Here is a 26,168-nt window from a genome sequence, read left to right on the forward strand (position 1 = left end):
ACACCCGTGCAGCCTCGTGGAATGTCTCGAAAACGCGTTCGTGAAAATTTCTGATTTACGTACCTCAAATTCTCCTGTAAGAGACGCGGCCAGGAGGAGATATGCGGCCAACGGTACATGACATTGCGGAAGCTGCGGGCGTTAGTCTCGCCACTGTCGACCGGGTTCTGAACCAGCGGCCGGGTGTCCGTGCGCAGACGCGCGCCAAGGTCGAGGAAGCGATCGGCAAGATCGGCTTCATCCGCGACATGGCCGCTGCCAACCTTGCCAAGGGCCGTATCTATCCCCTCGTCTTCATCCTGCCGCAGGGCGAAAACTCCTTCATGGCTGGTTTGCGGACCGAGATTGCCGAGGCGATCACGCGCTCTGCGCTCGAGCGCACCGATATCCGCATCATCGACACGCCGGCCTTCGATGGGGCAGCGCTGGCCAGGCGCCTGACTGGCTTGCTTGCCAATCCGCCGATGGGCGTCGCGGTCGTTGCCGTCGATGCGCCCGAGGTGCATACGGCGATCGAGGCACTTCGTGAAGCGGGAACCACTGTGCTGACGCTGGTGTCCGATCTGCCGAATTCCAGCCGCGATCATTTCGTCGGCGTCGACAACATAGCTGCGGGGCGCACCGCCGGCAGCCTGATGGGACGTTTCCTGAGCGAGGAGAGCGGCAAGGTCGCCGTGATTGCCGGCTCGATGCTGGTGGGCGACCACCGGGACCGGCTGGCCGGCTTTTCCGAACGGCTCGGTGCCATCAATCCGCGTATCGAGATCCTGCCCGTGATGGAGGGTCATGACGACCCCAGCGCCGTGCATCGGCTAATCTCGCAGACCTTCGCCATGCATGCGGGCATAGCGGGCATCTACAGTCTCGGCGCGGGCAATCGCGGCCTGATCAAGGCGCTCAAGGTGCTGAAGGGCGCGTCGTCGCGGCCCGTCGTGATAGCCCATGAACTCACTCCGCATACGCGGCAGGCTCTGCAGGACGACCTCATCGAAGCCATCCTCAACCAGGATGCCGGCCACGAAATCCGCAGCGCCATCCGGGTGCTGAAAGCCAAGGCCGACGGCCAGGCGGTGATTGCGGCGCAGGAACGCATTCGTCTCGACATATTCCTGAAGGATAATCTGCCGTGAAGCGGCGGAAGGGAGAATAAGCAATGTATCTCGGTCTCGATCTCGGCACATCGGGCGTCAAAGCCATGCTGATGGATGGAAATCAGAAAATCATCGGCTCCGCACATGGCTCGCTCGATGTCTCACGCCCGCATTCCGGCTGGTCGGAGCAGGATCCGGCCGACTGGATCCGCGCCACCGAGGAAGCCGTGGCAGGGCTGAAGACCGCGCATCCCACGGAACTCGCCGCCGTCAAGGGTATTGGCCTTTCGGGCCAGATGCACGGGGCAACGCTGCTCGACGCCAGCGACAAGGTTCTGCGCCCTTGCATCCTCTGGAACGACACGCGCTCCTATCACGAAGCGGCCATGCTTGATGCCGATCCCCGTTTCCGCGCAATCACGGGCAATATCGTGTTTCCGGGCTTCACTGCTCCCAAGCTTGCATGGGTGAGGAACAATGAGCCCGAGATCTTCAGCCGCGTGCGCTGGGTGTTGTTGCCCAAGGACTATCTCCGCCTGTGGCTTTCCGGCGAACACATGTCGGAAATGTCGGATTCCGCCGGCACAAGCTGGCTCGACACCGGCAGGCGGGTATGGTCGAGCGAGTTGCTTGCCGCGACCGATCTCGACGAAAAGCAGATGCCTGCGCTCGTCGAAGGCACGGAGCGTGCCGGCACATTGAAGACCGAACTGGCTTCCAGATGGGGCATGGGCGCTGGTGTGGTCATTGCCGGCGGCGCCGGCGACAATGCTGCGTCCGCCTGCGGCATGGGTACCGTTGGCGAAGGTCATGCCTTCGTGTCGCTCGGCACATCAGGCGTATTGTTCGCCGCCAATTCCAGCTACCTGCCCAACCCGGCCAGCGCCGTCCACGCATTCTGCCACGCGCTGCCCAACACTTGGCATCAGATGGGGGTGATCCTCAGCGCCACCGATGCGCTCAACTGGTATTCGGGCGTCACCGGCAAGTCGGCCGCCGAGCTGACACAGGAACTTGGCGACGACCTGAAAGCGCCGGGACCGGTGACCTTCCTGCCCTATCTCTCCGGCGAACGGACGCCGCACAACGATGCCACCATTCGCGGCGTATTCACCGGCCTCGGCCATGAAAGCGAGCGCGTCGTGCTGACCCAGGCCGTGGTCGAAGGCGTGTCGTTTGCCTTCCGCGACAATCTCGAAGCATTGAAGAGCGCCGGCACCAGCATTGCCCGGATGACCGCCATCGGTGGCGGATCGCGTTCCCGCTACTGGCTGAAATCGATCGCCACCGCGCTTGGCGTACCGGTCGATATCCCGGCCGACGGTGATTTCGGCGCAGCCTTCGGAGCCGCCCGCCTCGGCCTCATCGCGGCAACTGGCGCCGATCCGCTTTCGGTCTGCACGCCGCCGCAAACAGCCGAGACGATCGATCCGGACACGTCCCTCAACCCGAAATACGAAGCCGCCTACCAGCGCTACCGCGCGCTTTATCCGGCGATTTCGGCACTCACCGCTTAACACACAAGAAATACCACCCTGGAAGGAGATACCTATGGGAACCGGCTTTTTCGGAAATATCCAGAAGATCAAATACGATCCGTCGAGCACCGATCCGCTCACCTATCGTCACTACAATCCCGACGAAATCGTACTCGGCAAGCGGATGGAAGACCATCTGCGCTTCGCGGTCGCCTACTGGCACACATTCGCCTGGCCGGGCACCGACCCGTTCGGCGGCAACACCTTCGAGCGCCCGTGGTTCAAGGACACAATGGAAGCCGCCAAGCTGAAGGCCGACGTGGCGTTCGAGCTGTTCACCATCCTCGGCACGCCCTATTATTGCTTCCACGACGCCGACGTGCGCCCTGAAGGCAAGAACTTTGCCGAGAACACCAGGAACCTCAACGAGATCGTCGATTACTTCGCCGAGAAGCAATCCAAGACCGGCGTCAAGCTGCTCTGGGGCACGGCAAATATGTTCTCCAACCGCCGCTACATGTCAGGTGCCGCGACCAATCCGGATCCGGATGTGTTCGCATTTGCTGCAGCGACCGTGAAGACCTGCCTTGACGCCACGAAGAAGCTCTGCGGCGAGAACTATGTGCTGTGGGGCGGCCGCGAAGGCTACGAGACGCTGCTCAACACCGACCTGAAGCGCGAGCTCGACCAAATGGGCCGCTTCCTCAACATGGTCGTTGAGTACAAGCACAAGATCGGCTTCAAGGGTGCGATCCTGATCGAACCGAAGCCACAGGAGCCCTCCAAGCACCAGTACGACTATGACGTCGCCACCGTCTATGGCTTCCTCAAGAAGTACGGCCTCGAAAACGAGGTGAAGGTCAATATCGAGCAGGGTCATGCGATCCTGGCCGGGCACACATTCGAGCACGAACTGGCACTTGCCAACGCACTCGGCATCTTCGGTTCGATCGACATGAACCGCAACGACTACCAGTCCGGCTGGGATACCGACCAGTTCCCCAACAACGTTCCGGAAATGGCACTGGCCTACTACCAGGTCCTGCAGGGCGGCGGCTTCACGACGGGTGGCACCAACTTTGACGCCAAGCTGCGCCGCCAGTCGATCGACGCCGAAGACCTGCTGATCGGTCATATCGGCGGCATCGATTGCTGCGCCCGCGGCCTGAAGGCAGCCGCAAAGATGATCGAGGACAAGGCGCTTTCGGGCCCGCTCGATGCGCGCTATGCCGGCTGGGACTCGGCATCCGCCAAGAAGATGCTGGATGGCGGCGAGACGCTGGAAAGCATCGCCAAGCTGGTCGAGGACAAGGACATCAACCCGCAACCCAAGTCGGGGCGCCAGGAGCTGCTGGAAAACGTCGTCAATCGCTACGTTTGACGGCTGTCCAAAGTCAGATTTAAGAGCCGGGGAGTGAGAGCTTCCCGGCTCTTTGCATAAATTCAGAGCCCGCGTTAAGCTGGAGGCCTGGGCTTGAGAAGGCCTAGCCGGCAATGTGCGGCGACCTTGCACAACGGGGCGGGAAGGATCTATGGGCGAGAATGAAGCAGAGCTGACCGCCCTTCTCAAGGCGCTTGCGGAAAGCCCCAAACGCGACAACAGCACGTATCATCATGCCATGGCAGAAGCCCGGCGCGCTTTCGAAGCGGCCGAGGTTGCCCTCGCTGGACCAGTCCGGGTCAAGCTGAAGACCAAGGTCAAGCGCAACGGCGAATATGTCGTCAAGTGGACGTTCAAACCTGCAAAATAATCGAAATCGGATTGCCGTCTATTTCGAAAACTGCGTTTCGTAACGCATATCAGCGCTTGGTCCACTGCCGGGACGGCGCGGAAACCGAATTGCGGACCACGAGATCGGGCCGCAGCAGAATTTCGGTCTCGGCCGGCTGGCCGTCGCCGAGCAGTTCCAGCAACAGCGCCATGGCGTGCTTGCCGATTGCCGTGCGCGGCTGGCGGATCGTGGTCAGCGATGGCGTCATGAAGCTCGCTTGCGGCACATCGTCGAAGCCGGTCACCGAGAAATCGCGTGGGATATCGTAACCCCTGGCGGCAAGGCCGATCATCACCCCAATCGCCGTCTGGTCGTTGACGCACATGAAGGCCGTGGGCAGCGTGTCACGCATGAAGAGTTGTTCGAGCGCCAGCCGGCCGCTTTCGATCGTGCCGTCACCTTCGAGCACAGTGCGCAGATCGGTGCCGATGCCCGCCGCATCCAGACCGGCCTCATAACCCATGCGCCGGCGGCTATAGGCAAGCCGGGTCTTGGAATCACCGATGAAGGCGATCCGCTGATGGCCCTCTGCGAGCAACAGGTCGACCGCCTTGCGGGCGCCCTCGATGTCATCGACGCCGACATAGGGAATGCCGCCATTGAAGACCGGCTCGAAGACGCCGACGCTGGGCGGCAGGCGCGCTGTCATCGTCTGGTGGCCGAAGGGCAGGATGCCGGTGAACAGGATCAGCCCGGCCGCTTGGTTGGAATTGAGGAATTTCAGATATTCCAACCCACGCTGGGCGTCGTTCTGCGTATGGCCGATCAGGATGCCGTAGCCGTGCGCACGCGCCTCGTTTTCGAGGCCGACGAGAATGTTGGAGAAGTTGGGGTCGCCGATGTCGGGCGCGACGACGAGAATCATATTGGAGCGGCCGAGTCGCAGGCTGCGTGCCATCGCATTGGTCGTATAGCCGGTGATGGCGATGGCCTGATTGACCTTCAGCCGCGTCGAATTGGCCACTTTTTCCGGCATATGGATCGCCCGGGAAACGGTCGCGATCGAAACCTCGGCGATCCGGGCGACGTCTTCAATTGTTGCGGGCGTGGAATTCGACACTGTGCACCTTGGTCTCAATCGCCGCGACACTACACAGACTTGCAGAGAGGTCAAAGGCTGACCGGCCAAAATCTGCGATATCCCAAAATGTAAACCTTTACATAGCCGATGTAAAGGTTTACACAGCCTGTCATACGGATGGGAGCCGTAGGGGAGGGACTGATGGAATCGGAGATCGTCGAGGCTGGCGCCGTGGTGTTGTCCGCAAGGCGTATCAGCAAGTCGTTCAACGGCGTGCAGGTCCTTTTCAGCGTCAATTTCGATCTCCGTGCCGGTGAAATCCATGCCCTTATGGGTGAAAACGGCGCCGGCAAATCCACCCTCGTCAAAATCCTGTCAGGCTTCGAACAGCCCACCTCCGGCGAGATCCTGCTCGACGGCGATCCGGTCAAGCTGCCGCCGAATGGCGCGGCCGAAGCGTTGGGCATCGTCATCATCCACCAGGAATTCAACCTAGCCGAACACCTGACGGTCACCGAGAGCCTGTTTCTCGGTCGCGAGGTCACTCGTTTCGGCATGCTCGACCGCAAGCATATGCGCGCCGAGACACGCCGCGTGCTCGAGATGCTCGGTTCGCATGTCGACGAAAACGCGATGATCAGTTCGCTGTCGATCGCGGACAAGCAGATGGTCGAGATTGCCAAGGCGATCAGCCGCAACGCGCGAATCGTGTTCATGGACGAACCGACCGCCGTGCTGTCGCGTGAGGAAACCAATTTCCTGTTCAAACAGGTACGCAAGCTGCGTGACAGTGGGACGAGCTTCGTCTTCGTCTCCCACAAGCTCGACGAGGTCATGGAACTGACCGACCGCGTCACGGTGTTGCGCGACGGCCAATGGGTCAAGACATCGCCGACCTCCATCCTCGACGGCGAATCCATTGCCCAGCTGATGGTCGGCCGCGAACTGTCCAGCCTCTATCCGGCCAAGACCGAGCCCGATATCGATGAAGAGGTCGTGCTGAGCGTGAAATCGCTGACGACCGGTTACGTCCGGGACGCAAGCTTCGAGATCCGCAAGGGCGAAATCCTCGGCTTTTCCGGCATGATCGGCTCGGGCCGCACCGAATTGATGGAAGCCGTGGCGGGTCTTCGCGGGCGGTTGTCCGGCGAGGTGACGATCAAGGGCGAGTCCATTCCGCCAGCCGACGTGCACGCCGCCAATCGCGCCGGACTCGCCTACATGACCAAGGACCGCAAGTCCAAGGGGCTGCTGCTCAATTCCAACATGATCGCCAACCTGACCCTGCAGTCGCTCGACCAGCACGGCAAGCTCGGCTACCTCAATCCCGCCAGCGAGGCAGCGGCCCTGGCAAAGGCCCGCCGCCGCTTCGACATCCGCGTCCGCGACGGCAATATCGTCGCAGGCCGCATGTCCGGCGGCAACCAGCAGAAGCTGTTGCTGGCCAAGGTCATGGAGACCGAACCGCAGATCATCATCATCGACGAGCCAACCCGCGGCATCGATGTCGGCACCAAGCAGCAAATCTATCATTTCATCTCGGCGTTGGCCCGCGATGGGCGCGCCATCATCGTCGTCTCGTCCGAAATGCCAGAGATCATCGGACTTTGCACGCGGGTGGCCGTCATGCGCGAAGGCCGGATCGTTGGCGTACTCGAGGGCGACGAGATCTCCGAGCAGGAGATCATGCGCTACTCGGCGGGACTGAAGAAGAAGGCGGTCGCCTGAAAACAGGCGTGATTTACCGGCGAATGCAGAGACATTCCCGGACATAGAGGGCGGAGGCTGGTTTTAGACATGAGCGTGAACGAGGACACCACAGTGACTGACATTCGGCGTCGATCCTGGCGGGATATCGACCTGCGCGCCGTAGCCCCTTTTGCGGCCCTGGCGCTGCTCTTGATCGTTGGAGCCCTGGTCAATCCGAACTTCATCGGCATCAACAACCTCGCCAATGTCGCGACGCGCTGTGCCTTCATCGCCATCATCGCGGTGGGCGCGACGTTCGTCATTTCTTCGGGCGATCTCGACCTCTCAGTGGGCTCCATGGTGGCCTTTGTCGCCAGCCTGATGATCCTGTTCATGAATTCCGGCGTGATTGCCGATCCGGCGCTGATGCTGACCGCCGCCGTTGTGCTCGCCGTCGTCATTGGCGCTGCCTGCGGACTGGCAAACGGCCTGATCACTACCGTCGGCAAGATTGAACCCTTCATCGCCACCTTGGGCACGATGGGCATCTATCGCGGCCTGACCACGTGGCTGTCGCAGGGTGGGGCGATCACGCTACGGTCGCCGGAAATCCAGGAACTCTATCGGCCCGCCTATTTCGGCTACATCTTCGGCGTGCCGGTGCCGATTGTGGTGATCTTTGCGGTCACCGCCATTGCTGCCTTCGTCCTTTATCGCATGCGCTATGGACGACATGTCGTTGCCGTCGGCTCCAACAGCGATGTCGCACGCTATTCCGGTATTGCGGTCAACCGTGTCCGGACCATCGCCTTTGTCATCCAGGGCCTCTGCGTCGCTATTGCCGTGCTTCTCTACGTGCCGCGGCTGGGCTCGACCTCTGCCACCACCGGCATCCTTTGGGAATTGCAAGCCATCACCGCCGTCGTGGTCGGCGGCACCGCACTGAAAGGTGGCGCCGGGCGCGTCTGGGGCACGATCTGCGGTGCCTTTATCCTCGAACTGGTCGGCAACATCATGCTGCTGTCCAATTTCATCAGCGAATATCTGATCGGGGCCATCCAGGGCGCGATCATCATCATCGCGATGCTCGTACAGCGTTCGCTGATGCGGAAATCGTGAGTTACCGGGTTTATGGGTCACCCGGCCACACCGAAGACCTGAAATCACTTGGGAGAGTAGAAACATGCGTAAAGGACTAATGGGCCTGGCTGCCATCACCATGATGGCGCTGACAAGCGTAGCCCACGCTGAAGACAAGAAGGTCACGATCGGCGTCTCGATCCCGGCCGCCGACCATGGCTGGACCTCCGGCGTGGTGTTCCATGCCGAGCGTGTCGCCAAGTTGCTGATGGAACAGCATCCGGGCCTCAACATCATCGTCAAGACGTCGCCCGATCCGGCCAGCCAGGCCAATGCCGTGCAGGACCTCGAGACCCAGGGCATCGACGCGCTGGTGATCCTGCCGTCCGATCCGGATCCGCTCGTCAACGCCATCAAGGAAGTCAAGAGCAAGGGCACGTTCGTCGCCATCGTCGACCGCGCGCCTTCGGTCAACGACAACTCGGTGCGTGACCTCTACATCGCCGGCAACAACCCGGCGCTCGGCCAGACCGCCGGCGAATATATCAAGTCCACCACGCCTGACGCGCAGGTCGTCGTGATCCGCGGCCTGCCGATTCCGATCGACCAGCAGCGCCAGGACGGTTTCGACAAGGGCATCGAAGGCTCCAACGTCAAGGTTCTCGACCGCCAGTTCGGCAACTGGAACCGCGACGATGCCTTCAAGGTCATGCAGGACTACCTGACCAAGTATCCGAAGATCGACGTGGTCTGGTGCCAGGATGACGACATGGCCGTCGGCGTGCTGCAGGCCATCGACCAAGCCAAGCGCACCGACATCCAGTATGTCGTCGCCGGCGCCGGCTCCAAGGACATGGTCAAGAAGGTCATGGACGGCGATAAGATGATCCCGGTCGACGTGCTCTATCCGCCGGCAATGGTGGGCACCGCGCTCGAAATGACGGTCGCCAACTTCTACGGCCAGGTTCCGGTTCGCGGCAGCTACACGCTCGATGCGACCTTGATCACCAAGGACAATGCCAAGGATTTCTACTTCCCCGATTCCCCGTTCTAATCGAACGGTTCTCACGGAAGTACATGACATCGATCTGCCCGGCTTGTCCGGGCAGATTTATTCCGCAGACTGGATTCATCTCAGTTGTACCCGCCGTGGAAATTATCTAAACGTTTACGGCAACGTTGCAGAAGCATCTTTCGGGAGGAAAGCATGAAGACAATCAAGGGTCCGGCACTGTTCCTGGGACAGTTTGCCGGCGACGTGGCGCCATTCAATTCATGGGACGCCATCACCAAATGGGCGGCCGATACCGGCTATATCGGCGTGCAGGTGCCGACTTGGGCCAGCCAGCTGATCGACCTCAAGAAGGCCGCTTCCTCAAAGGACTATTGCGACGAATTTCTCGGCCAGGCTCGCCAGAACGGTATCGAAGTCACCGAGCTTTCGACCCACCTTCAGGGCCAGCTGGTGGCCGTCAATCCTGTTTATGACGAGGCCTTCGATGGCTTTGCGGCGCCGGAAGTGCGCGGCAACCCCAAGGCACGACAGGAATGGGCCGTCGAGCAGGTAAAGATGGCGCTGACGGCGTCGAAGCATATGGGTATCAAGGCGCACGCGACCTTTTCCGGCGCGCTTGCCTGGCCGTTCATGTATCCCTGGCCGCAGCGCCCTGCCGGCCTGGTCGAAACCGCTTTTGACGAGCTCGCCCGCCGCTGGACGCCGATCCTCGACCATGCCGACGCCAATGGCGTCGATATTTGCTACGAGATCCATCCGGGCGAAGACCTGCATGATGGCGTGACCTTCGAGATGTTCCTCGAACGGGTCAAAAACCATCCCCGCGCCAACATGCTCTACGATCCCTCGCACTACGTGCTGCAGTGCCTGGATTACCTCGACAATATCGACATCTACAAAGACCGCATCAAGATGTTCCACGTCAAGGATGCCGAGTTCAATCCGACCGGCCGTCAAGGCGTCTATGGCGGCTATCAGGGCTGGGTCAACCGCGCCGGCCGCTTCCGGTCGCTCGGCGATGGCCAGGTCGATTTCGGCGCCGTGTTCTCCAAGATGACCGCCAATGATTTCGACGGCTGGGCCGTGGTCGAATGGGAATGTGCGCTCAAGCATCCCGAAGACGGTGCCCGCGAGGGGGCTGAATTCGTCAAGGCGCACATAATCCGCGTGACCGAAAAGGCATTCGACGATTTTGCCGATGCCGGTACGGATGATGCCGCCAACCGGCGGATGCTGGGACTGTGATATCCCTCTTCTCCCCTTGGGGAGAAGATGTCCGAAGGACAGATGAGGGGAGAGCCACAATCTCGCTAGATCCCCTCATCCCCGGCATAACAAGTTATGCCTGTGCTGCCGCCACCTTCTCCCCGAGGGGAGAAGAGACTCGTGGCACCGTAGAAGCAAACCAATTTCCTAGGAGGAAAGAATGGCCATCGAAGGAACGACGGAAAAGCGCGAGCCACGGATCAAGCTCGGCATGGTGGGTGGCGGCTCGGGCGCCTTTATCGGCGCGGTGCATCGCATTGCCAGCCGCATCGACGACCAGTACGAACTGGTGGCGGGCGCGCTTTCCTCCACGCCCGAGAAATCGCAGCAGTCGGGCGCCGAGCTTGGCCTGCATCCGTCGCGCATCTATGACGACTTCAAGGCGATGGCGATCCGTGAAGCCAAGCTCAAGGATGGTATCGAGGCGGTGTCGATCGTCACGCCGAACCACATGCACTATCCCGCCGCAAAGGAATTCCTGCGTCGTGGCATCCACGTCATCTGCGACAAGCCGCTGACTTCCAACCTCACTGATGCCAAGAAGCTCTTGAAGGTCGCCGAGGAATCCGATGCACTGTTCATTCTCACCCACAATTACACCGGCTATCCGATGGTCCGTCAGGCCCGTGAAATGGTGAAATCGGGAGAGCTGGGCGAAATTCGTCTCGTGCAGATGGAGTATCCGCAGGATTGGCTGGCGGAACCCATCGAGCAGACCGGCCAGAAGCAGGCGGCATGGCGCACAGACCCGAAGCAATCCGGCGTCGGCGGCTCGACCGGCGACATCGGCACCCACGCCTACAATCTCGGCGCGTTCGTTTCCGGCCTTGAACTTGAGGAACTGGCCGCAGACGTCCACACATTCGTCAAGGGTCGGCAGCTCGACGACAATGCGCATGTGATGATGCGCTATCACGGCGGCGCCAAGGGTCTTCTCTGGTGCAGCCAGGTGGCGACAGGCCATGAAAACGGCCTCAAGGTCCGCGTCTATGGCACCAAGGGCGGCATCGAATGGGTGCAGGCAGACCCGAACTATCTGTGGTTCACGCCGCTCGGCAAAACACGCCAGCTGATCACCCGCAACGGTGCCGGCGCAGGTCCGGCCGCAGGCCGCGTCTCGCGCATCCCGTCGGGCCATCCGGAAGGCTATCTTGAGGGCTTTGCAACCATCTACACCGAGGCGGCGCGCGCGATCATCGCCAAGCGCAAGGGCCAGAAGGTCGATCCCGACGTGCTTTACCCCACCGTGCAGGACGGAGTGAAGGGTGTCGCATTCGTGGAAGCCTGCATTGCTTCGTCCAAGCGCAACGGCGCCTGGGTAAAAGTCTGACTCGTAGAAAGTCTGTTATCGCGGGCGCCCTGCCCGCGATGACTTACCCCGTCGAAGAGCAACGGCCGCTTTGTGTGAACGTATGACCCACTCGTTCAGACTGTCGGCATCATCCATGATCTCGGCAGGCGTTTCGTAGTAGCTCGCCACCGTTACCGGACCCGATGCCCCTGCATAGACGAATGGCTGGGCACCCAAGGCTTGCATTGCGGCTCGCCCATGATCATCGACCCGCAGGTAAAGCGAGCTCTTGATCACGAATGCAAATTGAATGCCGTCCAGTTTCAGCGCCGCTCCGCCAAAAAACCGGGAGGTCGTGATCGAGCCGAGACGGCTGGCGCCGTCCGCGACCTCCCGAGCCAATTCAAGCGAGGAAGCAAAGCTCATGGCTGGGTAGGTTCTTCCGCCGAATAGAAAAACCCGCTGATATCCTGAAGACGGCCATCATTGGCGATCGTGGCAAAGCTTGCGCCCGTCTGCAGCGCACCGCCGCCCGGTCCACGCAGCGTCCAGTTCGCAATCGATCGGCCATGATGATGCAAAACCGATCCGATCTCGAACCGCGCTCCAGGCACACCGTGCTGGAACTGCCGCATGTAGCCCGAAAGCCCATCCGGCCCTTCTATCAGCCCATTCGGATCACAATAGGTTGCATCGCTTGCGAGGCAGGCTGCAAGCTCACCTTCCCGTTGCTCGTCGCCCAGCGACCAGGTCGCAGCATATCGCTTCCAAATAACCTCAGCTGTCATAGTCACGCTCCAGTTCGAGAAATTCGGCGGCGACAAGCCGCTCGAGGATATTCTTGTCTTGCTGCGCGCGGACAAGCACCAGGATACCCTGGTAGAGCGCGAGCAGCTTGGCTGCTGCCACGTCGGGATCGATATTGGCCCGCAAGCTGCCTTCGCGCGACGCCGCATGCAGGCGATCGGAAAAGGTTTGCGAGAGAATTGCCAGACCTTCGCGCACGTGCCGATAGGCACCGCCTGACGCATCGAGTTCCACGGCGGCGTTGGTAATCATGCAGCCATAGCTTTCGCCATCAGCTTCATGCATCAAGGACACGAAAAGATCGCGCAACCCCTTAAGTCCGGCTTCGGCGGGGGCATAGCGGTCGATGCGGCCTTGCAGTACGGCGTGGTTGTAGTACTCGAAAGTAGCATCGAACAAACCTGCCTTGTCGCCAAAACTGTTGTAGATGCTGCCTGCCTTCAGGCCAGTCGCCTCTTCGAGGTCGCGTATCGATGCGGCCTGATAGCCATGCAATCGAAATGCACGCGCGGCACCTTTCAGCACCAAAGTCTCATCATAGGATCGTGTTCGCGGCATTGCGTGCCTCTTATTAAAATTCTTATTCTAGAATAAGAATTTTAAATCGCCGGTCAACCTGCAATTTCTGGGCAGGCCGCTGCGCGGCCTTATAAAAGTCTGACAAATGTCACTTGCCATTAAAGGGCGACAGGGCTAAAAACGCCTCGTCGCCTGCTTTCAATCGATTTAAATTATTTAAAAGCGGCGTAAACAATTTCAAAGAAGGCCGCATCATGGATCCGAAAATTCTCGCCGCCCGGTTTCCGGGAGATTTTGTGTTTGGCGTTGCGACGGCTGCTTTCCAGATCGAAGGCGCCTCGAAGGCCGATGGCCGCAAGCCGTCCATATGGGACGCATTTTCCAATATGCCGGGTCGTGTTCACAACCGCGACAATGGCGACGTTGCCTGCGATCACTATAACCGTCTCGATGAAGACCTTGACCTGATCAAGGAACTGGGCGTCGAAGCCTATCGCTTCTCGATTGCCTGGCCGCGGGTCTATCCCGATGGCGTCGGCCCGCTCAACGAAAAGGGTCTGGATTTCTATGACCGCCTTATCGATGGCTGCAAGGCGCGCGGTATCAAGACATTCGCGACGCTCTATCATTGGGACCTGCCGCTGACACTGATGGGCGATGGCGGCTGGACGTCGCGTTCGACCGCCTACGCCTTTCAGCGCTACGCACAGACGGTGATCCGTCGCCTTGGCGACCGGCTGGACTCGGTGGCGACTTTCAATGAACCGTGGTGTTCGGTAATCCTCTCGCACCTGCTCGGCATTCATGCGCCGGGCGAGCGCAACATGCAGGCGACCCTGCATGCAGCCCATTATACCAATCTCGCCCACGGCCTGGCTGTCGAAGCAATCCGTTCGGAAGCGCCGAAGCTGCCTGTCGGTATCGTCTACAACGCCATGTCGATAATCCCGGCTTCTGAAAGCGACGCCGACAAGGCCGCTGCTGTCCGCGCCAACGACTTCCACAACGGCATGTTCTTCGGACCCCTGTTCAAGGGTGAATATCCGAAGCCGTTGCTCGATGCCTATGGCGACATCATGCCGAAGATCGAGGACAACGATCTCAAGATCATTTCGCAAAAGATCGACTGGTGGGGCCTGAACTATTACACCCCTGCCCGCGTCGCCCACCATGCGGATCCGGCGGCGGCCTATCCGGCCGTCGTCAATGCGCCGCCCGTGCATCCTGAAAAGACCGATATCGGCTGGGAAATCGACTCCTCGGGCCTCAGCCACGTCGTGCGCGAACTTTATGCGACCTACGACCTGCCGGAATGCTACATCACCGAAAATGGCGCGGCCTACAATATGGGCATTGGTACCGACGGCTCGGTCGACGATCAGCCGCGCCTGAACTACTATGTCGACCATCTCTCGGTGACCGCCGAACTGATCAAGGAGGGCTATCCCTTCCGCGGTTACTTCGCCTGGTCGCTGATGGACAATTTCGAGTGGGCGGAAGGCTATCGCATGCGCTTCGGCCTCGTCCATGTCGATTATGAGACACAAGTCCGCACGGTCAAGAAGAGCGGCAAGTGGTATAGCGAACTGGCACAGCAGTTCCCCAAGGGCAACTTCGCCAAGACCAACGCCGCCTGAGCCGCATGGTAAGATTGCTGGCCATTTCAGGCAGCCTGCGCCGGGTTTCGACCAACTCGGCGCTGCTGCGGGCGATGGCAGGCAAGGCACCTGCCGGCGTCTCGATCGATCTGTTCGAAGGCTTGGGCAACCTGCCGATCTTCAATCCCGATCTTGAGGGTGACCTGACGCCGCAGCCGGTGCTGGATTTTGCCCGCCAGGTCGGCGAGGCCGATGGCCTGATCATCGCCTGCCCCGAATATGCGCATGGTATTCCCGGCGGGCTGAAGAACGCTCTAGACTGGCTGGTGTCGCGCGACGAGATACCATTCAAACCTGTGATGCTGGTGCGCGCTTCGAACCGCAACGACATTTCGGACGCCGCCCTTCGCGAAGTGCTGAAGACCATGTCGGTGCGATTGATGCCGCATGCGGGAATGGCGATCCACCTGCTCGGCAAGAAAGGTGATCAGATCGATCAAGCACTTACCGCACCCGAGGCGCAGGCCGATATGGTTGCGGCGCTCGAGCGGTTTGGGGAATGGATCGAACAAGGCTAGATCTTCGCTCACGCAACTCAGGTCGCGACCCTCTTGGCCCTGGTCATTTTCAATCCGTCGCGGAAATTCCTTCCGAGCAGGAACAACTGCAGCATTCCGCCGGCAATTTCCACCACCTGGACAGTCAAGAAAATCGCATCGAACTGGTTTGCCGCCGAACGGTAGTACAGGAAAATGGCCGACGGCAGCATCACCAGCAGCCCGTTGGCCGCGATCAGCTTCATCCGCTGCACCTTCCTCTTAATCACCGGGCTCACACGACCGCGCGCGAGGATGGCGCCACTGCCTCCGGTTGCTGCCATCGCGCCGACCAGCAGCGCGATCGTTGCGGCAATGCCGGCTTTGACGGCGGCGATACCCGGATAGGACAGAAACAGCTCGGCAAGGATCGTGGAGGCAAGGAAGCTTGCCACCAGGAGGATGGACAGTGTGCCGACGGCGGCATGCAGGAAGGTCTTCATGGCTGGCTCGCTTTGAGTGGGTCTATGGCTTCGAGGCGCGCTCCGAGGCTTTCGATGACATCGAGTGCCTTCCGAAGTTCCGGCTCTGACATTCCGTCGGCGAGAAGGTTGGCCCAACGGGTGTGTCGGTGGTCGATGTCTTCGAATGCGGCGATGCCTGCCTCGGTCAATCGGTAAAGCGGCGAGCGCTTGTGCCGCGGGTTCGGCATCGGCTCCACCAATCCGTCGCCCTCGAGGAGATTGACCTGCTTCTGCGCGCCTTGCCGGGTCATGCCCATGCGGTCGGCGACGTCAGGCACGCTCTGCGGCCGGTCCGAAAGGGCTATTGCGCCCAGCGCCTGCCATCTGGCGCTGGTCAAACCAAGCGCCCCCGACAGTTGGTCGCCTCGGGCGAGCAGTCGCCCATTGACGCGAAAGATCGTCAGCATGACATCGGTCAAGGCCTGGGCTTCAGCAGTTCGGACTATCATCTTCGTCTCCAATTTGACATCTAGTTACCATAATGGCAACTAGATGTCAATTTACCGGGAACAAAAAGAAAGCGGGCCGTGCGGCCCGCTAGAGATTGTGGTCAAGGTTTTCCTTAGAGCACCGAGACGACGGCCTTGGCCAGTTCGTCGAGCCGGTCTTCTTTGAGACCCGCCACGTTGAACCGGGAATCTCCGACCATGTAGATCCCGAATTCGTCGCGGAGACGTTCGACCTGCGCCGGCGTCAGTCCGAGCCGCGAGAACATGCCGCGATGGTCGGCGATGAAATCGAAGCGCGTGGAATTAGACTGACGGCGCAAGGCGTCGGCAAAGCCCTTGCGCAGATTGAGCATGCGCAGGCGCATCTGCTCGAGCTCGGCCTTCCAGTCGGCACGCAACGCATCGTCTTCGAGGATGATCCGGACGGCAGCGGCGGCATGATCCGGTGGCATGGAATAGAGCACGCGGGTGGTGGCGAGTGCCTGGCCGCCCGCGATCTTGACGCTGTCGGCGTCCTTGCCCATCAGGATGACGGCGCCGACGCGATCGCGATAGACCGAGAAATTCTTGGAGCAGGAGGTGGCAACCGCCATTTCCGGCACCTTGCCGGCCAGCAGCCGAACGGGCGCCGCATCTTCTTCCAGGCCGTCGCCAAAGCCCTGGTAGGCGAGGTCGACGAAGGGGAAAAGGCCACGCTCGACGATCAGATCGGCAACCGGTCCCCATTGCTCGGTCGTCAGGTTGGCGCCGGTGGGATTGTGGCAGCAGCCATGCAGCAGGATGATGTCGCCCGCTTTGGCCTGCTTCAGCCCTTCGAGCATTTCTTCGGCCTTGACCAGACCCGTCTCGGCATCGAAGTAGGGATAGGTGGCGATCTTGAAGCCGGCCGCCTTGGCGATCGGCACGTGGTTGGCCCAGGTCGGGTCCGACATCCAGACCGTGGCGTCGGGACGGGCCTTGTGAAGCAGGTCGGCCACGGTGCGCAGCGCGCCCGAACCGCCCGCCGTCTGGCAGGCGAACATGCGGCTGAGATCGGCGTCGTCGCCGAACACCAGCTTCAGCATACCCTTGTTGAAGCCCTCATCGCCGGCCATGCCGACATAGGTCTTGGTTTGCTGGCTCTCGTATAGCCGCTTTTCGGCTTCGCGCACCGCATGCATGATCACGGTTGCGCCGGCGGAATCCTTGTAGACCCCGACGCCGAGATCCATTTTCGTCGGCCGCGGGTCGTTGCGATAAAGAACCGAGAGGCTGAGGATCACATCCGGCGGAGCGGCAGTCAGGGTTTCGAACATGGATTTTCCTTTGGGCTGAATCAGGTACCGATATGCTTCTGGCCGCGCTGCCGGGCAAGCTTGGCCTGGCGTTCGCGTTCGCGGAAGCGGTTGCGATCGTCCTCGCTACGAACCTCGTAGCATTGCGGACAGGAAACGCCAGCTTCATAGTGCGGAGATGCCATGTCTTCCGGCGTCAGCGGATTGCGGCAGGCGCGGCAGAGCTTGTGATCGCCTTGCCTGAGGTCCTGGACGACGGAGACGCGCTCATCGAAGACGAAACAGGCGCCCTCCCACAGGCTTTCCTCGGCCGGCACTTCCTCCAGATATTTCAGGATGCCTCCCTTGAGATGGAAAACCTCGTCGAAGCCCTGTTCCTTCATATAGGCCGTGGCCTTTTCGCAGCGGATGCCGCCGGTGCAATACATGGCGATCTTCGGCTTGTTGTGCAGGCCTTCATTGGCCTTCACCCAATCGGGAAAGTCACGAAAGGTCTTGATGTCAGGGTCGACCGCGCCCTTGAAGACACCAAGTGCCGTCTCGTAGTCGTTGCGTGTATCGATGATGATCGTATCGGGATCGCTGATCAAAGCATTCCAGTCGCGCGGCGCGACATAGGTACCGACCACTCTGAGCGGGTCGATATCTTCGACGCCCATGGTGACGATCTCTTTCTTCAGTTTCACTTTCATGCGCAGGAAGGGTGCCTTGCTGGCGCGACTTTCCTTATGCTCCAACCCGGCGAATTCCGGTTGGGCGCGCAGGAAGGCGAGCACGGCATGCACGCCTGCATCGGGGCCGGCGATCGTGCCGTTGATGCCCTCGTGGGCAAGCAGCAGCGTCCCCCTCACATCACTGGCCTCGCAGAAGGCCTGCAACGGTTCGCGCAGCTCGCGAAAGCCGGGAACGGAGACGAAATGATAGAGCGCGGCCACCAGGTAGGGGCTTGCTGCGTCTGGGCTGGATTGGGTCGCAATCTCGGTCATGGCCGGGGAAATAGCGCTTTTGGGCGGCAAGTGCAATCACCGTCAAATAGCTTGCTGCCACGCATTGCGGGCAATCTTGTATTCCGATTCCAAGCTGATACGCTCGACGGCAAATTCGGAAATGCAATCAGGATGCCCGATGCTGATCCTCTCGCTGACTTACCAGACGCCCCTCGACCAGGCCGATGCCCATATGGATGCGCATATGGCCTGGGTGAAGCAAGGCTACGACGAAGGCTGGTTCCTGGCTTCGGGCCGCAAGGTGCCACGCACCGGCGGCGTCATTCTGGCAAGGGGCGACAGGTCAGAAATCGAGGATTTCTGCGACAACGACCCATTCGTGATCCACGGCATTGCGGTCTATGACATCACTGAAGTCGCCTTCACCACGGCAACAGAAGGGCTGGAGAGCCTGAAGGCATGACTGCCGATCTTTCCCTCTATATCGAAAGCCTTGAGCGGCAACTGCTGGATTTCGGGACCCGCTCCTCAGCCGAAGTGACGAGCCAGTTGCTGGCGGCGGATTTTCGGGAGTTTGGCAAGTCGGGCCGTGTCTTTGACAGGACGACGGTAATGGCGGCGCTTGCTGCAGAGACGATATCGATCGACTACCGCATCGGCGACTTCACGCTGCAGCTGCTGGGCAAGGACATCGCACTGGCGACTTATACGATCACCGTCCTGGCGAGCGAGAATGGCGCAAGCCGCAGCCTTCGCAGTTCGGTATGGCGTCTTGAACAAGACGGCCAATGGCGGATGGTATTTCATCAGGGTACGAAGACAGAATGACCACGCATCTCAAATACACCCCTTATGACGGTTCCTCAAAGCCCTTTACCATCGGCCTGTCCGCGCTCGATCCCAGCTGCTGGATCGAACCGGATGACGATCTTGAGCCGTTCCTTGCCGAAAAGGACCGTTTGGCGCGGGAGCATTTTGAAGAGATTTTCTATTCCGAGCAATCGTCGCTTCCTGCGCAGCAGGAATGCCTCGATCTTCTGGTCGAGCATCTGACTGCCAGGCATGCCGACCGCTATGCGCGCGCCGGCGACACAATCGAATTCCTGGAGAGAAAAGTCGTTCTTGCTGATCCGGGCACCACACCGATCCAGAAGGCGGCCGCCCTCGTTCAGGACGATCTCGTCATTCTCGAAAAGCGCTGGACTGGCTGGCATCTGACGGCGGCGCATCTGGCCTTCCCCTCCGGCTGGTCGCTCAAAGAAAAGGCTGGGCTGCCGATGGAGGGCGTGCACGCGCATGTGCCGGGCTTTGAAGGCGGCACGCGCAACGCGACCATGCTCAACCGCATCTTCGACAATTTGCAGCCGGACCTGCCGGCAGTGCGGATGAACTGGTCGGTCTATCCCGGCGGCGATCTCTTCTGGCCGCCTGAACGTGGCGCGCGGTCCGAGAAGATGGCTTTCACGCCGGCGACAAACTTTATCCGCGTCGAGCGCCAGACGCTCAGGCGCCTGCCGAAGAGCGGCGGCATCGTCTTCACCATCCGCATCTATGCCGACCCGGTCGCCATGCTGATGGCGCTTGGCGATGGTGGGCAGATGGCAGGGGCACTGGCCGAACGGTTGGACGGTTTCACGCCCGAGCAACTCGCCTACAAGGGCATGGTGACCAAGCGCGATGCGCTGGTGGGCTATCTCAGAAATGCCGATAATTTTGCGGGTAGCTAGCCCTAAAAGACGCCAAAACAGGTGTGAATCCCGTTAAGCAAGGCGTGTGATGGGCACAGTTTCCCCTTTTTTGTGACGGAGAAACGTGGTTAGTGGGGGCGTTCTTAACAACCACAGGAGTGCCTCCCCAAAATGAATGATCAAAACTATCCGGTATATGGCGAAATCACTGGCCCGATCGTAATGATCGGCTTTGGCTCGATCGGACGTGGTACTTTACCCCTCATCGAGCGCCACTTCAAATTCGACAAGAGCCGAATGGTCGTGATCGAACCGCGAAACGACGAAGCGGAGCTTCTCGCAAAGCATGGGATCAGGCATATCCAGGCACATGTCACCAAGGATAATTACAAGTCGCTGCTGAAGCCGCTCCTGACAGAGGGCGAAGGCCAGGGCTTCTGCGTCAACCTGTCGGTCGATATCGGCTCGGTCGACGTCATGAAGCTTTGCCGCAAGCATGACGTTCTCTATGTCGATACCGTGGTCGAGCCCTGGCTCGGCTTCTATTTCGACCAGGAGATGGATAATGCCGAGCGCACGAACTACGCGCTGCGCGAGACCATGCGCAAGGAGAAGGCCAAGAACCCCGGTGGGGCAACGGCGGTTTCCACCTGTGGCGCCAATCCAGGCATGGTGTCGTGGTTCGTCAAGCAGGCGCTGATCAACCTCGCCAACGAAATCGGCGTCAAGTATGACGAGCCCTCGCAGGACGACCGCGAAGGCTGGGCCAAGCTGATGAAGAAGGTTGGCGTCAAGGGCGTGCATATCGCCGAGCGCGACACCCAGCGCACCAAGAACCCCAAGCCGTTCAACACCTTCTGGAACACCTGGTCCGTCGAAGGCTTCATTTCTGAAGGCCTGCAGCCTGCCGAACTCGGCTGGGGCACGCATGAAAAATGGATGCCCAAGAACGGCAAGAAGTTCAAGAAGGGCCACAAGTCCGCAATCTATATCGACCAGCCCGGCGCCAATACGCGCGTCCGTACCTGGTGCCCGACCCCCGGCCCGCAATACGGCTTCCTAGTCACGCACAATGAAGCGATCTCGATCGCCGAATATTTCACCGTGCAGGACAAGGATGGCGACGTGACGTTCCGCCCGACCTGCCACTACGCCTATCATCCGTCCAACGACGCCATTCTGTCGCTGCATGAGATGTTCGGCAATGGCGGCAATGCGCAGCCGGTGCAGCACGTGCTCAACGAGGACGAACTGGTCGACGGTGTCGACGAACTCGGCGTGCTGCTCTACGGCCATGAGAAGAATGCCTACTGGTACGGCTCGCGGCTTTCCCTCGAGGAAGCCCGCAAGCTCGCACCTTACCAGAATGCCACCGGCCTGCAGGTGACATCCGCCGTGCTCGCCGGCATGGTCTGGGCGCTCGAAAACCCGACGGCCGGCATCGTCGAAGCCGATGAGATGGACTACAAGCGCTGCCTGGAAGTGCAAGCGCCCTATCTCGGTCCGGTCGAAGGCCACTACACCGACTGGACGCCACTCGACGGTCGTCCCGGCCTGTTCCCGGAAGACCTCGATACGTCCGATCCCTGGCAGTTCCGGAACATTCTGGTTCGCTGACAGGCTTGCGCATCTTGGAACCCGCAGCGATGCGGGTTTCAAACACCACCATTGAGGGCGGCCGGGCATGATCAAAGCATTGATGATCGATGTCGACGGCGTGCTCATTTCCGGCCGACCCCATGATGGCAAGCCGTGGGAAACAGGGCTGGAAGTGGATCTCGGCATCACGTCCGACGATCTGCATCGACATTTCTTCCTGCCCTATTGGGAAAACATCGTGCTCGGCCGCACCGACATCGCCGAGCAACTGCCGAAGGCTCTGGACAAAATCCCCTGCAATCTCAGTGCTGACGTCGTTCTCACTTACTGGTTCGAAAACGACGCCCGGATCAATGCCGCCCTGCTGGCGGGACTGGATGAGCAGCGGCAGCGCGGCATGCACGTCTATCTGACGACCAACCAGGAGCACCGCCGCGCGCAATATCTGATGGAAACGATCGGACTGGCAACACACGTCGATGGAATGCACTATTCGGCGGCGCTCGGTTGCCGCAAACCTGACAGGCTATTCTTCGACAAGGTAGCGGATTTGACAGGCCTTGCACCGCGCGAACTGCTGCTGATCGATGACACGAGTGCCAATGTCGAGGCGGCTCAGGCGGCCGGCTGGCAAAGTGCCCACTGGCATGCCGATAGCTCGCTTGCGGCGATTCTGGAGGCCCGTTGAACACACGGGAACCATCGTCGTCGCAGTTCGTTTGGAGCGTTCAATCCAATCGATGTTGCAATCATGTCTCGTGCCGCGAATGATGCTGGCCAATGCCTTGCTTTCATTCTGGAAAAGCGTCAAAATAATTTGTGACGAAATGCCGGTCGCGCCAGACTTTGGCCGGCGACCTGAAGGGGAGACCAATATGAAGATGCTTGCCATTCCGGCCCTGCTTGTGACTGCGGCCTTGGCTTCCTGCACAACGAGCAGCGACAGACCGCTGCCGACGCAACCAGCCGCCGCTTCCATCGATGGTGCATGGACCGACCCGAATGGCCTGATCTCGACCTTCCAGGCGGGCGCTTTCAACACGCGAACGACAGATACCAACCAGCTTCTGGCTTCCGGTACCTACATCAAGCTCCCCGGCAACAACCTCTACGAGATCAGCATGACCTCGCATGTGCAGAACAAGCAGTCCAAGGTCAATTGCGCGATGATTTCACCAAGTCAGGTCAATTGCACCGCCGATTCTGGCGCGCAGTTTATTCTGATGCGTAAATCCTGATGTGACTGCCGCATAAGCCGGCAGTACTTCCATTTTTGCTCCGGGGCTCCCATCCGGAGCGACTATCGACTTTGAACGACAAAGCTGACGAGAAACGGATAGTCCATTTCTCGCTGGAATTTTGGAATGAGAAGGAGAAAAATGATGAGCCATTACTTACGTTTAGCGCTTATGAGTATTTCAGGCCTAGCCGTCTCGGCTGGCGCCGCACTGGCAGACTACGAACTCAATATCCTTCACATCAACGATTTGCACTCGCGTATCGAATCGATCAACAAATACGATTCGACCTGCTCGGCCGAGGAGGAATCCAAGAATGAGTGCTTCGGCGGCGTTGCCCGCCTGAAGACGGCCATCGACCAGACCCGCGCGGGGCTCGCCGGCAAGAACGTGCTGTTGTTGAATGCGGGCGACAATTTCCAGGGATCGCTGTTCTACACGACCTACAAGGGCGCTGCCGAGGCGGAGTTCCTGAACCTGATGAAGTTCGACGCGATGACCGTCGGCAACCATGAATTCGACGACAGCGAGGACGGCCTCAAGATCTTTCTCGACAAGGTGACGTTCCCGGTGGTCACTGCCAACGTGCTGGCGAATTACAAATCCGTGATTAAAGACAAGATCGTGCCGTCGCTGGTGCTCGATGTCGGCGGCCAGAAGATCGGCATCGTCGGGGCGGTCGCCAATGACACCGACGAACTGTCCTCTCCCGGCCCGAACATCATGATCGGCATCGACGACAAGGCGATCTCCGACGAAGTGCAGAAGCTGAAGGCGCAGGGCGTCAACAAGATCATTGCGCTGACGCATGTCGGTTATCCCCGCGATCTCGCCGTGATCGCCAAGATCCCCGATGTCGATATCGTGGTCGGCGGCCATTCGCATAGCCTGCTGTCGAACACCGACAAGAGTGCCGCCGGCCCCTATCCGACGATGGTCGACAATCCCGGCGGCTACAAGGTGCCGGTCGTGCAGGCCGGCTCCTATTCGAAGTATCTGGGCGATCTCAACGTGGTGTTCGACGACGCCGGCGTGGTCAAGTCGGCCAAGGGCGACCCGATCCTGATCGACGCTTCGTTCAAGCCGGACGAGGCGATCGCAGCCCGCGTGAAGGAACTTGGCGCACCGATCGAGGCGCTCAAGCAAAAGGTGATCGGCTCGACCGCCGCCCCAATCGACGGCTCGCGCGAGACCTGCCGTACCAAGGAATGCGAAATGGGCAACCTGGTTGCCGACGCGATGCTCGATCGCGTCAAGGACCAGGGTATCGAGATCGCATTCGCCAATGGCGGCGGCTTGCGCGCTTCCATCGACGCTGGCGATGTGTCGATGGGCGAGGTGCTGACGGTGCTGCCGTTCCAGAACTCGCTTGCGACATTCGAGCTGAAGGGCGCCGATGTTGTGGCCGCACTCGAAAGCGGATTGAGCCAGATCGAAGAAGGCAAAGGCCGCTTCCCGCAGGTCTCCGGCATCAAGTATTCCTTCGATCCGACAAAACCTCCGGGCAGCCGCGTCGTCTCGGTCGAGGTCAACGAGGGTGGCACGTTCAAGCCACTGGACAACGCCGAGACCTATGGCGTGGTGGCCAATAACTATACGCGGGCGGGCGGCGACGGCTATGTCGTGTTCAAGGACAAGGCGATGAATGCCTATGACTTCGGCCCGAGCCTCGAAGATACGACAGCTGCCTATATCGCCAAGCATTCGCCATACAAGCCGTATCTCGATGGTCGTATCACCGCGGTCGCGGCTGCGGCCGAGATGGCAAAGCCAGCGGATACCGCACAACAGACGGAAGCAGCAAAACCCGCCGATGCCGCTGCGGATGCATCCAAGGTGGCGCCAGCCAGCGATGTGAAGACCCCCGAACTGCCGGCCGCCTCGACAGACCTCGTCAGCAAGGCGCCCGAGGTCAAGACCGAGCCCGCCATGAATGCCAAGCCGAAAACGGAGCCTGCCTTGACCACCGACACCAAGCACGTGATCGCCAAGGGCGATACGTTCTGGGATCTGGCCAAGCAATTCTACGGCGATGCCACGATGTGGGAGAAGATCGCCAAGGCCAATACCGACATGCGCGCGCGCCGCTTGCATGTTGGCGAGGAGCTCGAAATTCCCGCCAAGTAAGTGCCAGCGTCAATCTATCCCAACGGCCCGGCCTTTCCCGGGCCGTTGTTATTTTCTATATGCAGGAAAGCCCCATCCCGCCCGGCGCGTAGAAGAAGAAAAACAAAGGACCTGAAATGACTGAGCAACACACTCCCGCCAATCACGCGCCTGCAAAGCGGGGCAAGATCGGGGTGCTGCTCGTCAATCTCGGCACGCCCGACGGCACCGACTACAAATCTATGCGGCGCTATCTCAAGGAATTCCTGATGGACCGGCGGGTGATCGAATGGTCGCCCTGGAAATGGTATCCGATCTTGTTCGGCATCGTGCTCAACCGCCGCCCGCAGAAGGTCGGCAAGGCCTATGAGCTGATCTGGAACAAGGAGCGCGACGAAAGCTATCTGCGCACCTATACCCGCTCGCAGGCTGAGAAGATGGCCGCGCGGCTGGCCGAATTTCCCGATGTGATCGTCGACTGGGGCATGCGCTATGGCAATCCTTCGATCGCCGAAAAGCTGGATGCGCTACAGAAGCAGGGCTGCGAACGGATCCTGCTGTTTCCGCTTTATCCGCAATATGCGGCCGCAACGACTGCCACCGTCAACGACAAGGCGTTCGATGCGCTGAAGACGATGCGCTGGCAGCCGGCACTTCGCACGGTGCCGCCCTATCACGACCATCCCGCCTATATCGAGGCACTGGCCAATTCGATCACCACGCATCTCGCCACGCTCGACTGGGAGCCTGAAAAGGTGATCATGTCGTTTCACGGCATTCCGCAGAGCTATTTCGACAAGGGGGATCCCTATTATCGCCATTGCCAGAAGACGGGGCGTCTACTGCGGGAACGTCTGGGCTGGGACGACAAGAAACTGATGCTAACCTTCCAGTCCCGCTTCGGGCCGGAGGAATGGCTGAAACCCTATACCGACAAGACGGTGGAGAAGCTGGCTCAGGACGGCGTCAAGCGGATCGCCGTGCTCAATCCCGGCTTCGTTTCCGATTGTCTGGAAACGCTGGAAGAGATCGCCGAGCAGGCCGCCGAAAGCTTCCATCACAATGGCGGTGAGAAGTTCAGCCATATCCCCTGCCTCAACGACAGCGAGCCCGGCATGGATGTGCTGGAGGAGCAGGTGCGAAGGGAATTGATGGGCTGGGTTTAGATCCGCCCGTCCGA

At 60.1% G+C, this 26,168-nt stretch carries 27 protein-coding genes; 19 read left to right on the forward strand and 8 right to left on the reverse strand.

What is annotated here, in order from left to right:
* Positions 1-101 precede the first annotated feature (101 nt).
* From ACXHRN_RS23400 to ACXHRN_RS23415, 4 genes are all read left to right on the forward strand, one after another.
* A complete protein-coding gene (locus ACXHRN_RS23400; protein ID WP_488638680.1) occupies positions 102-1,130 on the forward strand; it encodes a LacI family DNA-binding transcriptional regulator in 1,029 nt (342 codons plus the stop codon).
* A gap of 23 nt (positions 1,131-1,153) precedes the next feature.
* Entirely contained in the window at positions 1,154-2,608 is a 1,455-nt protein-coding gene (gene xylB, locus ACXHRN_RS23405; RefSeq protein ID WP_488638681.1) for a xylulokinase, read from the forward strand.
* Positions 2,609-2,642: 34 nt separating this feature from the next.
* Positions 2,643-3,950, forward strand: a complete 1,308-nt coding sequence (gene xylA, locus ACXHRN_RS23410) for a xylose isomerase (RefSeq protein ID WP_488638682.1) — start codon at positions 2,643-2,645, stop codon at positions 3,948-3,950.
* 151 nt (positions 3,951-4,101) lie between these two features.
* Positions 4,102-4,320, forward strand: a complete 219-nt coding sequence (locus ACXHRN_RS23415; protein ID WP_488638683.1) for a hypothetical protein — start codon at positions 4,102-4,104, stop codon at positions 4,318-4,320.
* 49 nt (positions 4,321-4,369) lie between these two features.
* Here the strand turns inward: ACXHRN_RS23415 and ACXHRN_RS23420 are convergent, their stop codons facing one another.
* Positions 4,370-5,401: a LacI family DNA-binding transcriptional regulator gene (locus ACXHRN_RS23420; RefSeq protein ID WP_488638684.1), complete on the reverse strand. Its 1,032-nt coding sequence runs from the start codon at positions 5,399-5,401 to the stop codon at positions 4,370-4,372.
* 162 nt (positions 5,402-5,563) lie between these two features.
* Between ACXHRN_RS23420 and ACXHRN_RS23425 the strand changes: the two genes are divergently transcribed.
* The 5 genes from ACXHRN_RS23425 (at position 5,564) to ACXHRN_RS23445 (ending at position 11,742) form a co-directional block, all read left to right on the forward strand.
* A complete protein-coding gene (locus ACXHRN_RS23425; RefSeq protein ID WP_488638685.1) occupies positions 5,564-7,090 on the forward strand; it encodes a sugar ABC transporter ATP-binding protein in 1,527 nt (508 codons plus the stop codon).
* A gap of 69 nt (positions 7,091-7,159) precedes the next feature.
* The gene (locus tag ACXHRN_RS23430) at positions 7,160-8,170 is read left to right on the forward strand and encodes an ABC transporter permease (protein ID WP_488638686.1); all 1,011 of its coding nucleotides are present in this window, start codon (positions 7,160-7,162) and stop codon (positions 8,168-8,170) included.
* 64 nt (positions 8,171-8,234) lie between these two features.
* The gene (locus ACXHRN_RS23435; protein ID WP_488638687.1) at positions 8,235-9,185 is read left to right on the forward strand and encodes a substrate-binding domain-containing protein; all 951 of its coding nucleotides are present in this window, start codon (positions 8,235-8,237) and stop codon (positions 9,183-9,185) included.
* A 153-nt stretch (positions 9,186-9,338) separates the two neighbouring features.
* Positions 9,339-10,391, forward strand: coding sequence for a sugar phosphate isomerase/epimerase family protein (locus ACXHRN_RS23440; protein ID WP_488638688.1), 1,053 nt, complete (start codon positions 9,339-9,341; stop codon positions 10,389-10,391).
* 181 nt (positions 10,392-10,572) lie between these two features.
* Positions 10,573-11,742 carry a Gfo/Idh/MocA family protein gene (locus ACXHRN_RS23445; protein WP_488638689.1) on the forward strand — a complete coding sequence of 390 codons (1,170 nt, stop codon included), beginning with the start codon at positions 10,573-10,575 and terminating at the stop codon, positions 11,740-11,742.
* Positions 11,743-11,757: 15 nt separating this feature from the next.
* Here ACXHRN_RS23445 and ACXHRN_RS23450 read toward each other — a convergent pair whose 3' ends face one another.
* Genes ACXHRN_RS23450 through ACXHRN_RS23460 form a run of 3 tightly spaced genes read right to left on the reverse strand, consistent with a single transcriptional unit; the run spans position 11,758 to position 13,068 of the window.
* Entirely contained in the window at positions 11,758-12,129 is a 372-nt protein-coding gene (locus tag ACXHRN_RS23450; RefSeq protein ID WP_488638690.1) for a TfoX/Sxy family protein, read from the reverse strand.
* Positions 12,126-12,491, reverse strand: coding sequence for a nuclear transport factor 2 family protein (locus ACXHRN_RS23455; protein WP_488638691.1), 366 nt, complete (start codon positions 12,489-12,491; stop codon positions 12,126-12,128). Before ACXHRN_RS23455 ends, ACXHRN_RS23450 begins: the two co-directional genes overlap by 4 nt.
* A complete protein-coding gene (locus ACXHRN_RS23460) occupies positions 12,481-13,068 on the reverse strand; it encodes a TetR/AcrR family transcriptional regulator (protein WP_488638692.1) in 588 nt (195 codons plus the stop codon). The genes ACXHRN_RS23455 and ACXHRN_RS23460 overlap by 11 nt, the downstream gene beginning before the upstream one ends.
* A 212-nt stretch (positions 13,069-13,280) precedes the next feature.
* Here ACXHRN_RS23460 and ACXHRN_RS23465 point away from each other — a divergent pair, with 212 nt between their 5' ends.
* Complete coding sequence (locus ACXHRN_RS23465; RefSeq protein WP_488641995.1) at positions 13,281-14,666, forward strand: GH1 family beta-glucosidase; 1,386 nt, start codon at positions 13,281-13,283, stop codon at positions 14,664-14,666.
* A 5-nt stretch (positions 14,667-14,671) separates the two neighbouring features.
* Entirely contained in the window at positions 14,672-15,205 is a 534-nt protein-coding gene (locus tag ACXHRN_RS23470) for an NADPH-dependent FMN reductase (RefSeq protein ID WP_488638693.1), read from the forward strand.
* 17 nt (positions 15,206-15,222) lie between these two features.
* On the opposite strand, the gene ACXHRN_RS23475 is transcribed toward ACXHRN_RS23470, so the two are convergent.
* The 4 genes from ACXHRN_RS23475 to trhO form a co-directional block, all read right to left on the reverse strand.
* Positions 15,223-15,666 (reverse strand): hypothetical protein, encoded by a 444-nt coding sequence (locus ACXHRN_RS23475; protein WP_488638694.1) that lies wholly within the window; start codon positions 15,664-15,666, stop codon positions 15,223-15,225.
* Positions 15,663-16,136, reverse strand: a complete 474-nt coding sequence (locus tag ACXHRN_RS23480) for a MarR family winged helix-turn-helix transcriptional regulator (protein WP_488638695.1) — start codon at positions 16,134-16,136, stop codon at positions 15,663-15,665. The genes ACXHRN_RS23475 and ACXHRN_RS23480 overlap by 4 nt, the downstream gene beginning before the upstream one ends.
* Before the next feature lie 113 nt (positions 16,137-16,249).
* The gene (locus ACXHRN_RS23485; protein WP_488638696.1) at positions 16,250-17,431 is read right to left on the reverse strand and encodes an amino acid aminotransferase; all 1,182 of its coding nucleotides are present in this window, start codon (positions 17,429-17,431) and stop codon (positions 16,250-16,252) included.
* A 20-nt stretch (positions 17,432-17,451) separates the two neighbouring features.
* Positions 17,452-18,396 (reverse strand): oxygen-dependent tRNA uridine(34) hydroxylase TrhO, encoded by a 945-nt coding sequence (gene trhO / locus ACXHRN_RS23490; RefSeq protein ID WP_488641996.1) that lies wholly within the window; start codon positions 18,394-18,396, stop codon positions 17,452-17,454.
* 139 nt (positions 18,397-18,535) lie between these two features.
* Between trhO and ACXHRN_RS23495 the strand changes: the two genes are divergently transcribed.
* From ACXHRN_RS23495 to hemH, 8 genes are all read left to right on the forward strand, one after another.
* Positions 18,536-18,820: a YciI family protein gene (locus ACXHRN_RS23495; protein WP_488638697.1), complete on the forward strand. Its 285-nt coding sequence runs from the start codon at positions 18,536-18,538 to the stop codon at positions 18,818-18,820.
* Entirely contained in the window at positions 18,817-19,185 is a 369-nt protein-coding gene (locus ACXHRN_RS23500; RefSeq protein WP_488638698.1) for a nuclear transport factor 2 family protein, read from the forward strand. Before ACXHRN_RS23495 ends, ACXHRN_RS23500 begins: the two co-directional genes overlap by 4 nt.
* Positions 19,182-20,084: a heme-dependent oxidative N-demethylase family protein gene (locus ACXHRN_RS23505; protein WP_488638699.1), complete on the forward strand. Its 903-nt coding sequence runs from the start codon at positions 19,182-19,184 to the stop codon at positions 20,082-20,084. The genes ACXHRN_RS23500 and ACXHRN_RS23505 overlap by 4 nt, the downstream gene beginning before the upstream one ends.
* A gap of 132 nt (positions 20,085-20,216) precedes the next feature.
* The gene (locus ACXHRN_RS23510; RefSeq protein ID WP_488638700.1) at positions 20,217-21,662 is read left to right on the forward strand and encodes a homospermidine synthase; all 1,446 of its coding nucleotides are present in this window, start codon (positions 20,217-20,219) and stop codon (positions 21,660-21,662) included.
* A gap of 67 nt (positions 21,663-21,729) precedes the next feature.
* On the forward strand, positions 21,730-22,332 hold the full coding sequence (locus ACXHRN_RS23515) for an HAD family hydrolase (protein WP_488638701.1): 603 nt from the start codon (positions 21,730-21,732) through the stop codon (positions 22,330-22,332).
* Positions 22,333-22,519: 187 nt separating this feature from the next.
* Complete coding sequence (gene omp10, locus ACXHRN_RS23520; protein WP_488641997.1) at positions 22,520-22,882, forward strand: outer membrane lipoprotein Omp10; 363 nt, start codon at positions 22,520-22,522, stop codon at positions 22,880-22,882.
* Positions 22,883-23,026: 144 nt separating this feature from the next.
* Positions 23,027-25,009: a 5'-nucleotidase C-terminal domain-containing protein gene (locus tag ACXHRN_RS23525; protein ID WP_488641998.1), complete on the forward strand. Its 1,983-nt coding sequence runs from the start codon at positions 23,027-23,029 to the stop codon at positions 25,007-25,009.
* A 116-nt stretch (positions 25,010-25,125) separates the two neighbouring features.
* Entirely contained in the window at positions 25,126-26,154 is a 1,029-nt protein-coding gene (gene hemH, locus ACXHRN_RS23530) for a ferrochelatase (protein ID WP_488638702.1), read from the forward strand.
* The last annotated feature ends 14 nt before the right edge of the window (positions 26,155-26,168 follow it).

It is taken from the genome of Shinella sp. OV683 (genome assembly GCF_057787725.1).

What these genes read in the sequence shown, in the direction of transcription:
- ACXHRN_RS23455 (WP_488638691.1), bottom strand. Translation starts at nt 12,491, where the DNA reads ATGACAGCTGAGGTTATTTGGAAGCGATATGCTGCGACCTGGTCGCTG.
- ACXHRN_RS23495 (WP_488638697.1), top strand. Translation starts at nt 18,536, where the DNA reads ATGCTGATCCTCTCGCTGACTTACCAGACGCCCCTCGACCAGGCCGAT.
- ACXHRN_RS23400 (WP_488638680.1), top strand. Translation starts at nt 102, where the DNA reads ATGCGGCCAACGGTACATGACATTGCGGAAGCTGCGGGCGTTAGTCTC.
- ACXHRN_RS23515 (WP_488638701.1), top strand. Translation starts at nt 21,730, where the DNA reads ATGATCAAAGCATTGATGATCGATGTCGACGGCGTGCTCATTTCCGGC.
- ACXHRN_RS23505 (WP_488638699.1), top strand. Translation starts at nt 19,182, where the DNA reads ATGACCACGCATCTCAAATACACCCCTTATGACGGTTCCTCAAAGCCC.
- ACXHRN_RS23430 (WP_488638686.1), top strand. Translation starts at nt 7,160, where the DNA reads ATGAGCGTGAACGAGGACACCACAGTGACTGACATTCGGCGTCGATCC.
- ACXHRN_RS23510 (WP_488638700.1), top strand. Translation starts at nt 20,217, where the DNA reads ATGAATGATCAAAACTATCCGGTATATGGCGAAATCACTGGCCCGATC.
- trhO (WP_488641996.1), bottom strand. Translation starts at nt 18,396, where the DNA reads ATGACCGAGATTGCGACCCAATCCAGCCCAGACGCAGCAAGCCCCTAC.
- ACXHRN_RS23500 (WP_488638698.1), top strand. Translation starts at nt 18,817, where the DNA reads ATGACTGCCGATCTTTCCCTCTATATCGAAAGCCTTGAGCGGCAACTG.
- omp10 (WP_488641997.1), top strand. Translation starts at nt 22,520, where the DNA reads ATGAAGATGCTTGCCATTCCGGCCCTGCTTGTGACTGCGGCCTTGGCT.
- ACXHRN_RS23425 (WP_488638685.1), top strand. Translation starts at nt 5,564, where the DNA reads ATGGAATCGGAGATCGTCGAGGCTGGCGCCGTGGTGTTGTCCGCAAGG.
- ACXHRN_RS23470 (WP_488638693.1), top strand. Translation starts at nt 14,672, where the DNA reads ATGGTAAGATTGCTGGCCATTTCAGGCAGCCTGCGCCGGGTTTCGACC.
- ACXHRN_RS23450 (WP_488638690.1), bottom strand. Translation starts at nt 12,129, where the DNA reads ATGAGCTTTGCTTCCTCGCTTGAATTGGCTCGGGAGGTCGCGGACGGC.
- ACXHRN_RS23415 (WP_488638683.1), top strand. Translation starts at nt 4,102, where the DNA reads ATGGGCGAGAATGAAGCAGAGCTGACCGCCCTTCTCAAGGCGCTTGCG.
- xylA (WP_488638682.1), top strand. Translation starts at nt 2,643, where the DNA reads ATGGGAACCGGCTTTTTCGGAAATATCCAGAAGATCAAATACGATCCG.
- hemH (WP_488638702.1), top strand. Translation starts at nt 25,126, where the DNA reads ATGACTGAGCAACACACTCCCGCCAATCACGCGCCTGCAAAGCGGGGC.
- ACXHRN_RS23445 (WP_488638689.1), top strand. Translation starts at nt 10,573, where the DNA reads ATGGCCATCGAAGGAACGACGGAAAAGCGCGAGCCACGGATCAAGCTC.
- ACXHRN_RS23480 (WP_488638695.1), bottom strand. Translation starts at nt 16,136, where the DNA reads ATGATAGTCCGAACTGCTGAAGCCCAGGCCTTGACCGATGTCATGCTG.
- ACXHRN_RS23440 (WP_488638688.1), top strand. Translation starts at nt 9,339, where the DNA reads ATGAAGACAATCAAGGGTCCGGCACTGTTCCTGGGACAGTTTGCCGGC.
- ACXHRN_RS23485 (WP_488638696.1), bottom strand. Translation starts at nt 17,431, where the DNA reads ATGTTCGAAACCCTGACTGCCGCTCCGCCGGATGTGATCCTCAGCCTC.
- ACXHRN_RS23475 (WP_488638694.1), bottom strand. Translation starts at nt 15,666, where the DNA reads ATGAAGACCTTCCTGCATGCCGCCGTCGGCACACTGTCCATCCTCCTG.
- ACXHRN_RS23525 (WP_488641998.1), top strand. Translation starts at nt 23,027, where the DNA reads ATGAGCCATTACTTACGTTTAGCGCTTATGAGTATTTCAGGCCTAGCC.
- ACXHRN_RS23435 (WP_488638687.1), top strand. Translation starts at nt 8,235, where the DNA reads ATGCGTAAAGGACTAATGGGCCTGGCTGCCATCACCATGATGGCGCTG.
- ACXHRN_RS23460 (WP_488638692.1), bottom strand. Translation starts at nt 13,068, where the DNA reads ATGCCGCGAACACGATCCTATGATGAGACTTTGGTGCTGAAAGGTGCC.
- xylB (WP_488638681.1), top strand. Translation starts at nt 1,154, where the DNA reads ATGTATCTCGGTCTCGATCTCGGCACATCGGGCGTCAAAGCCATGCTG.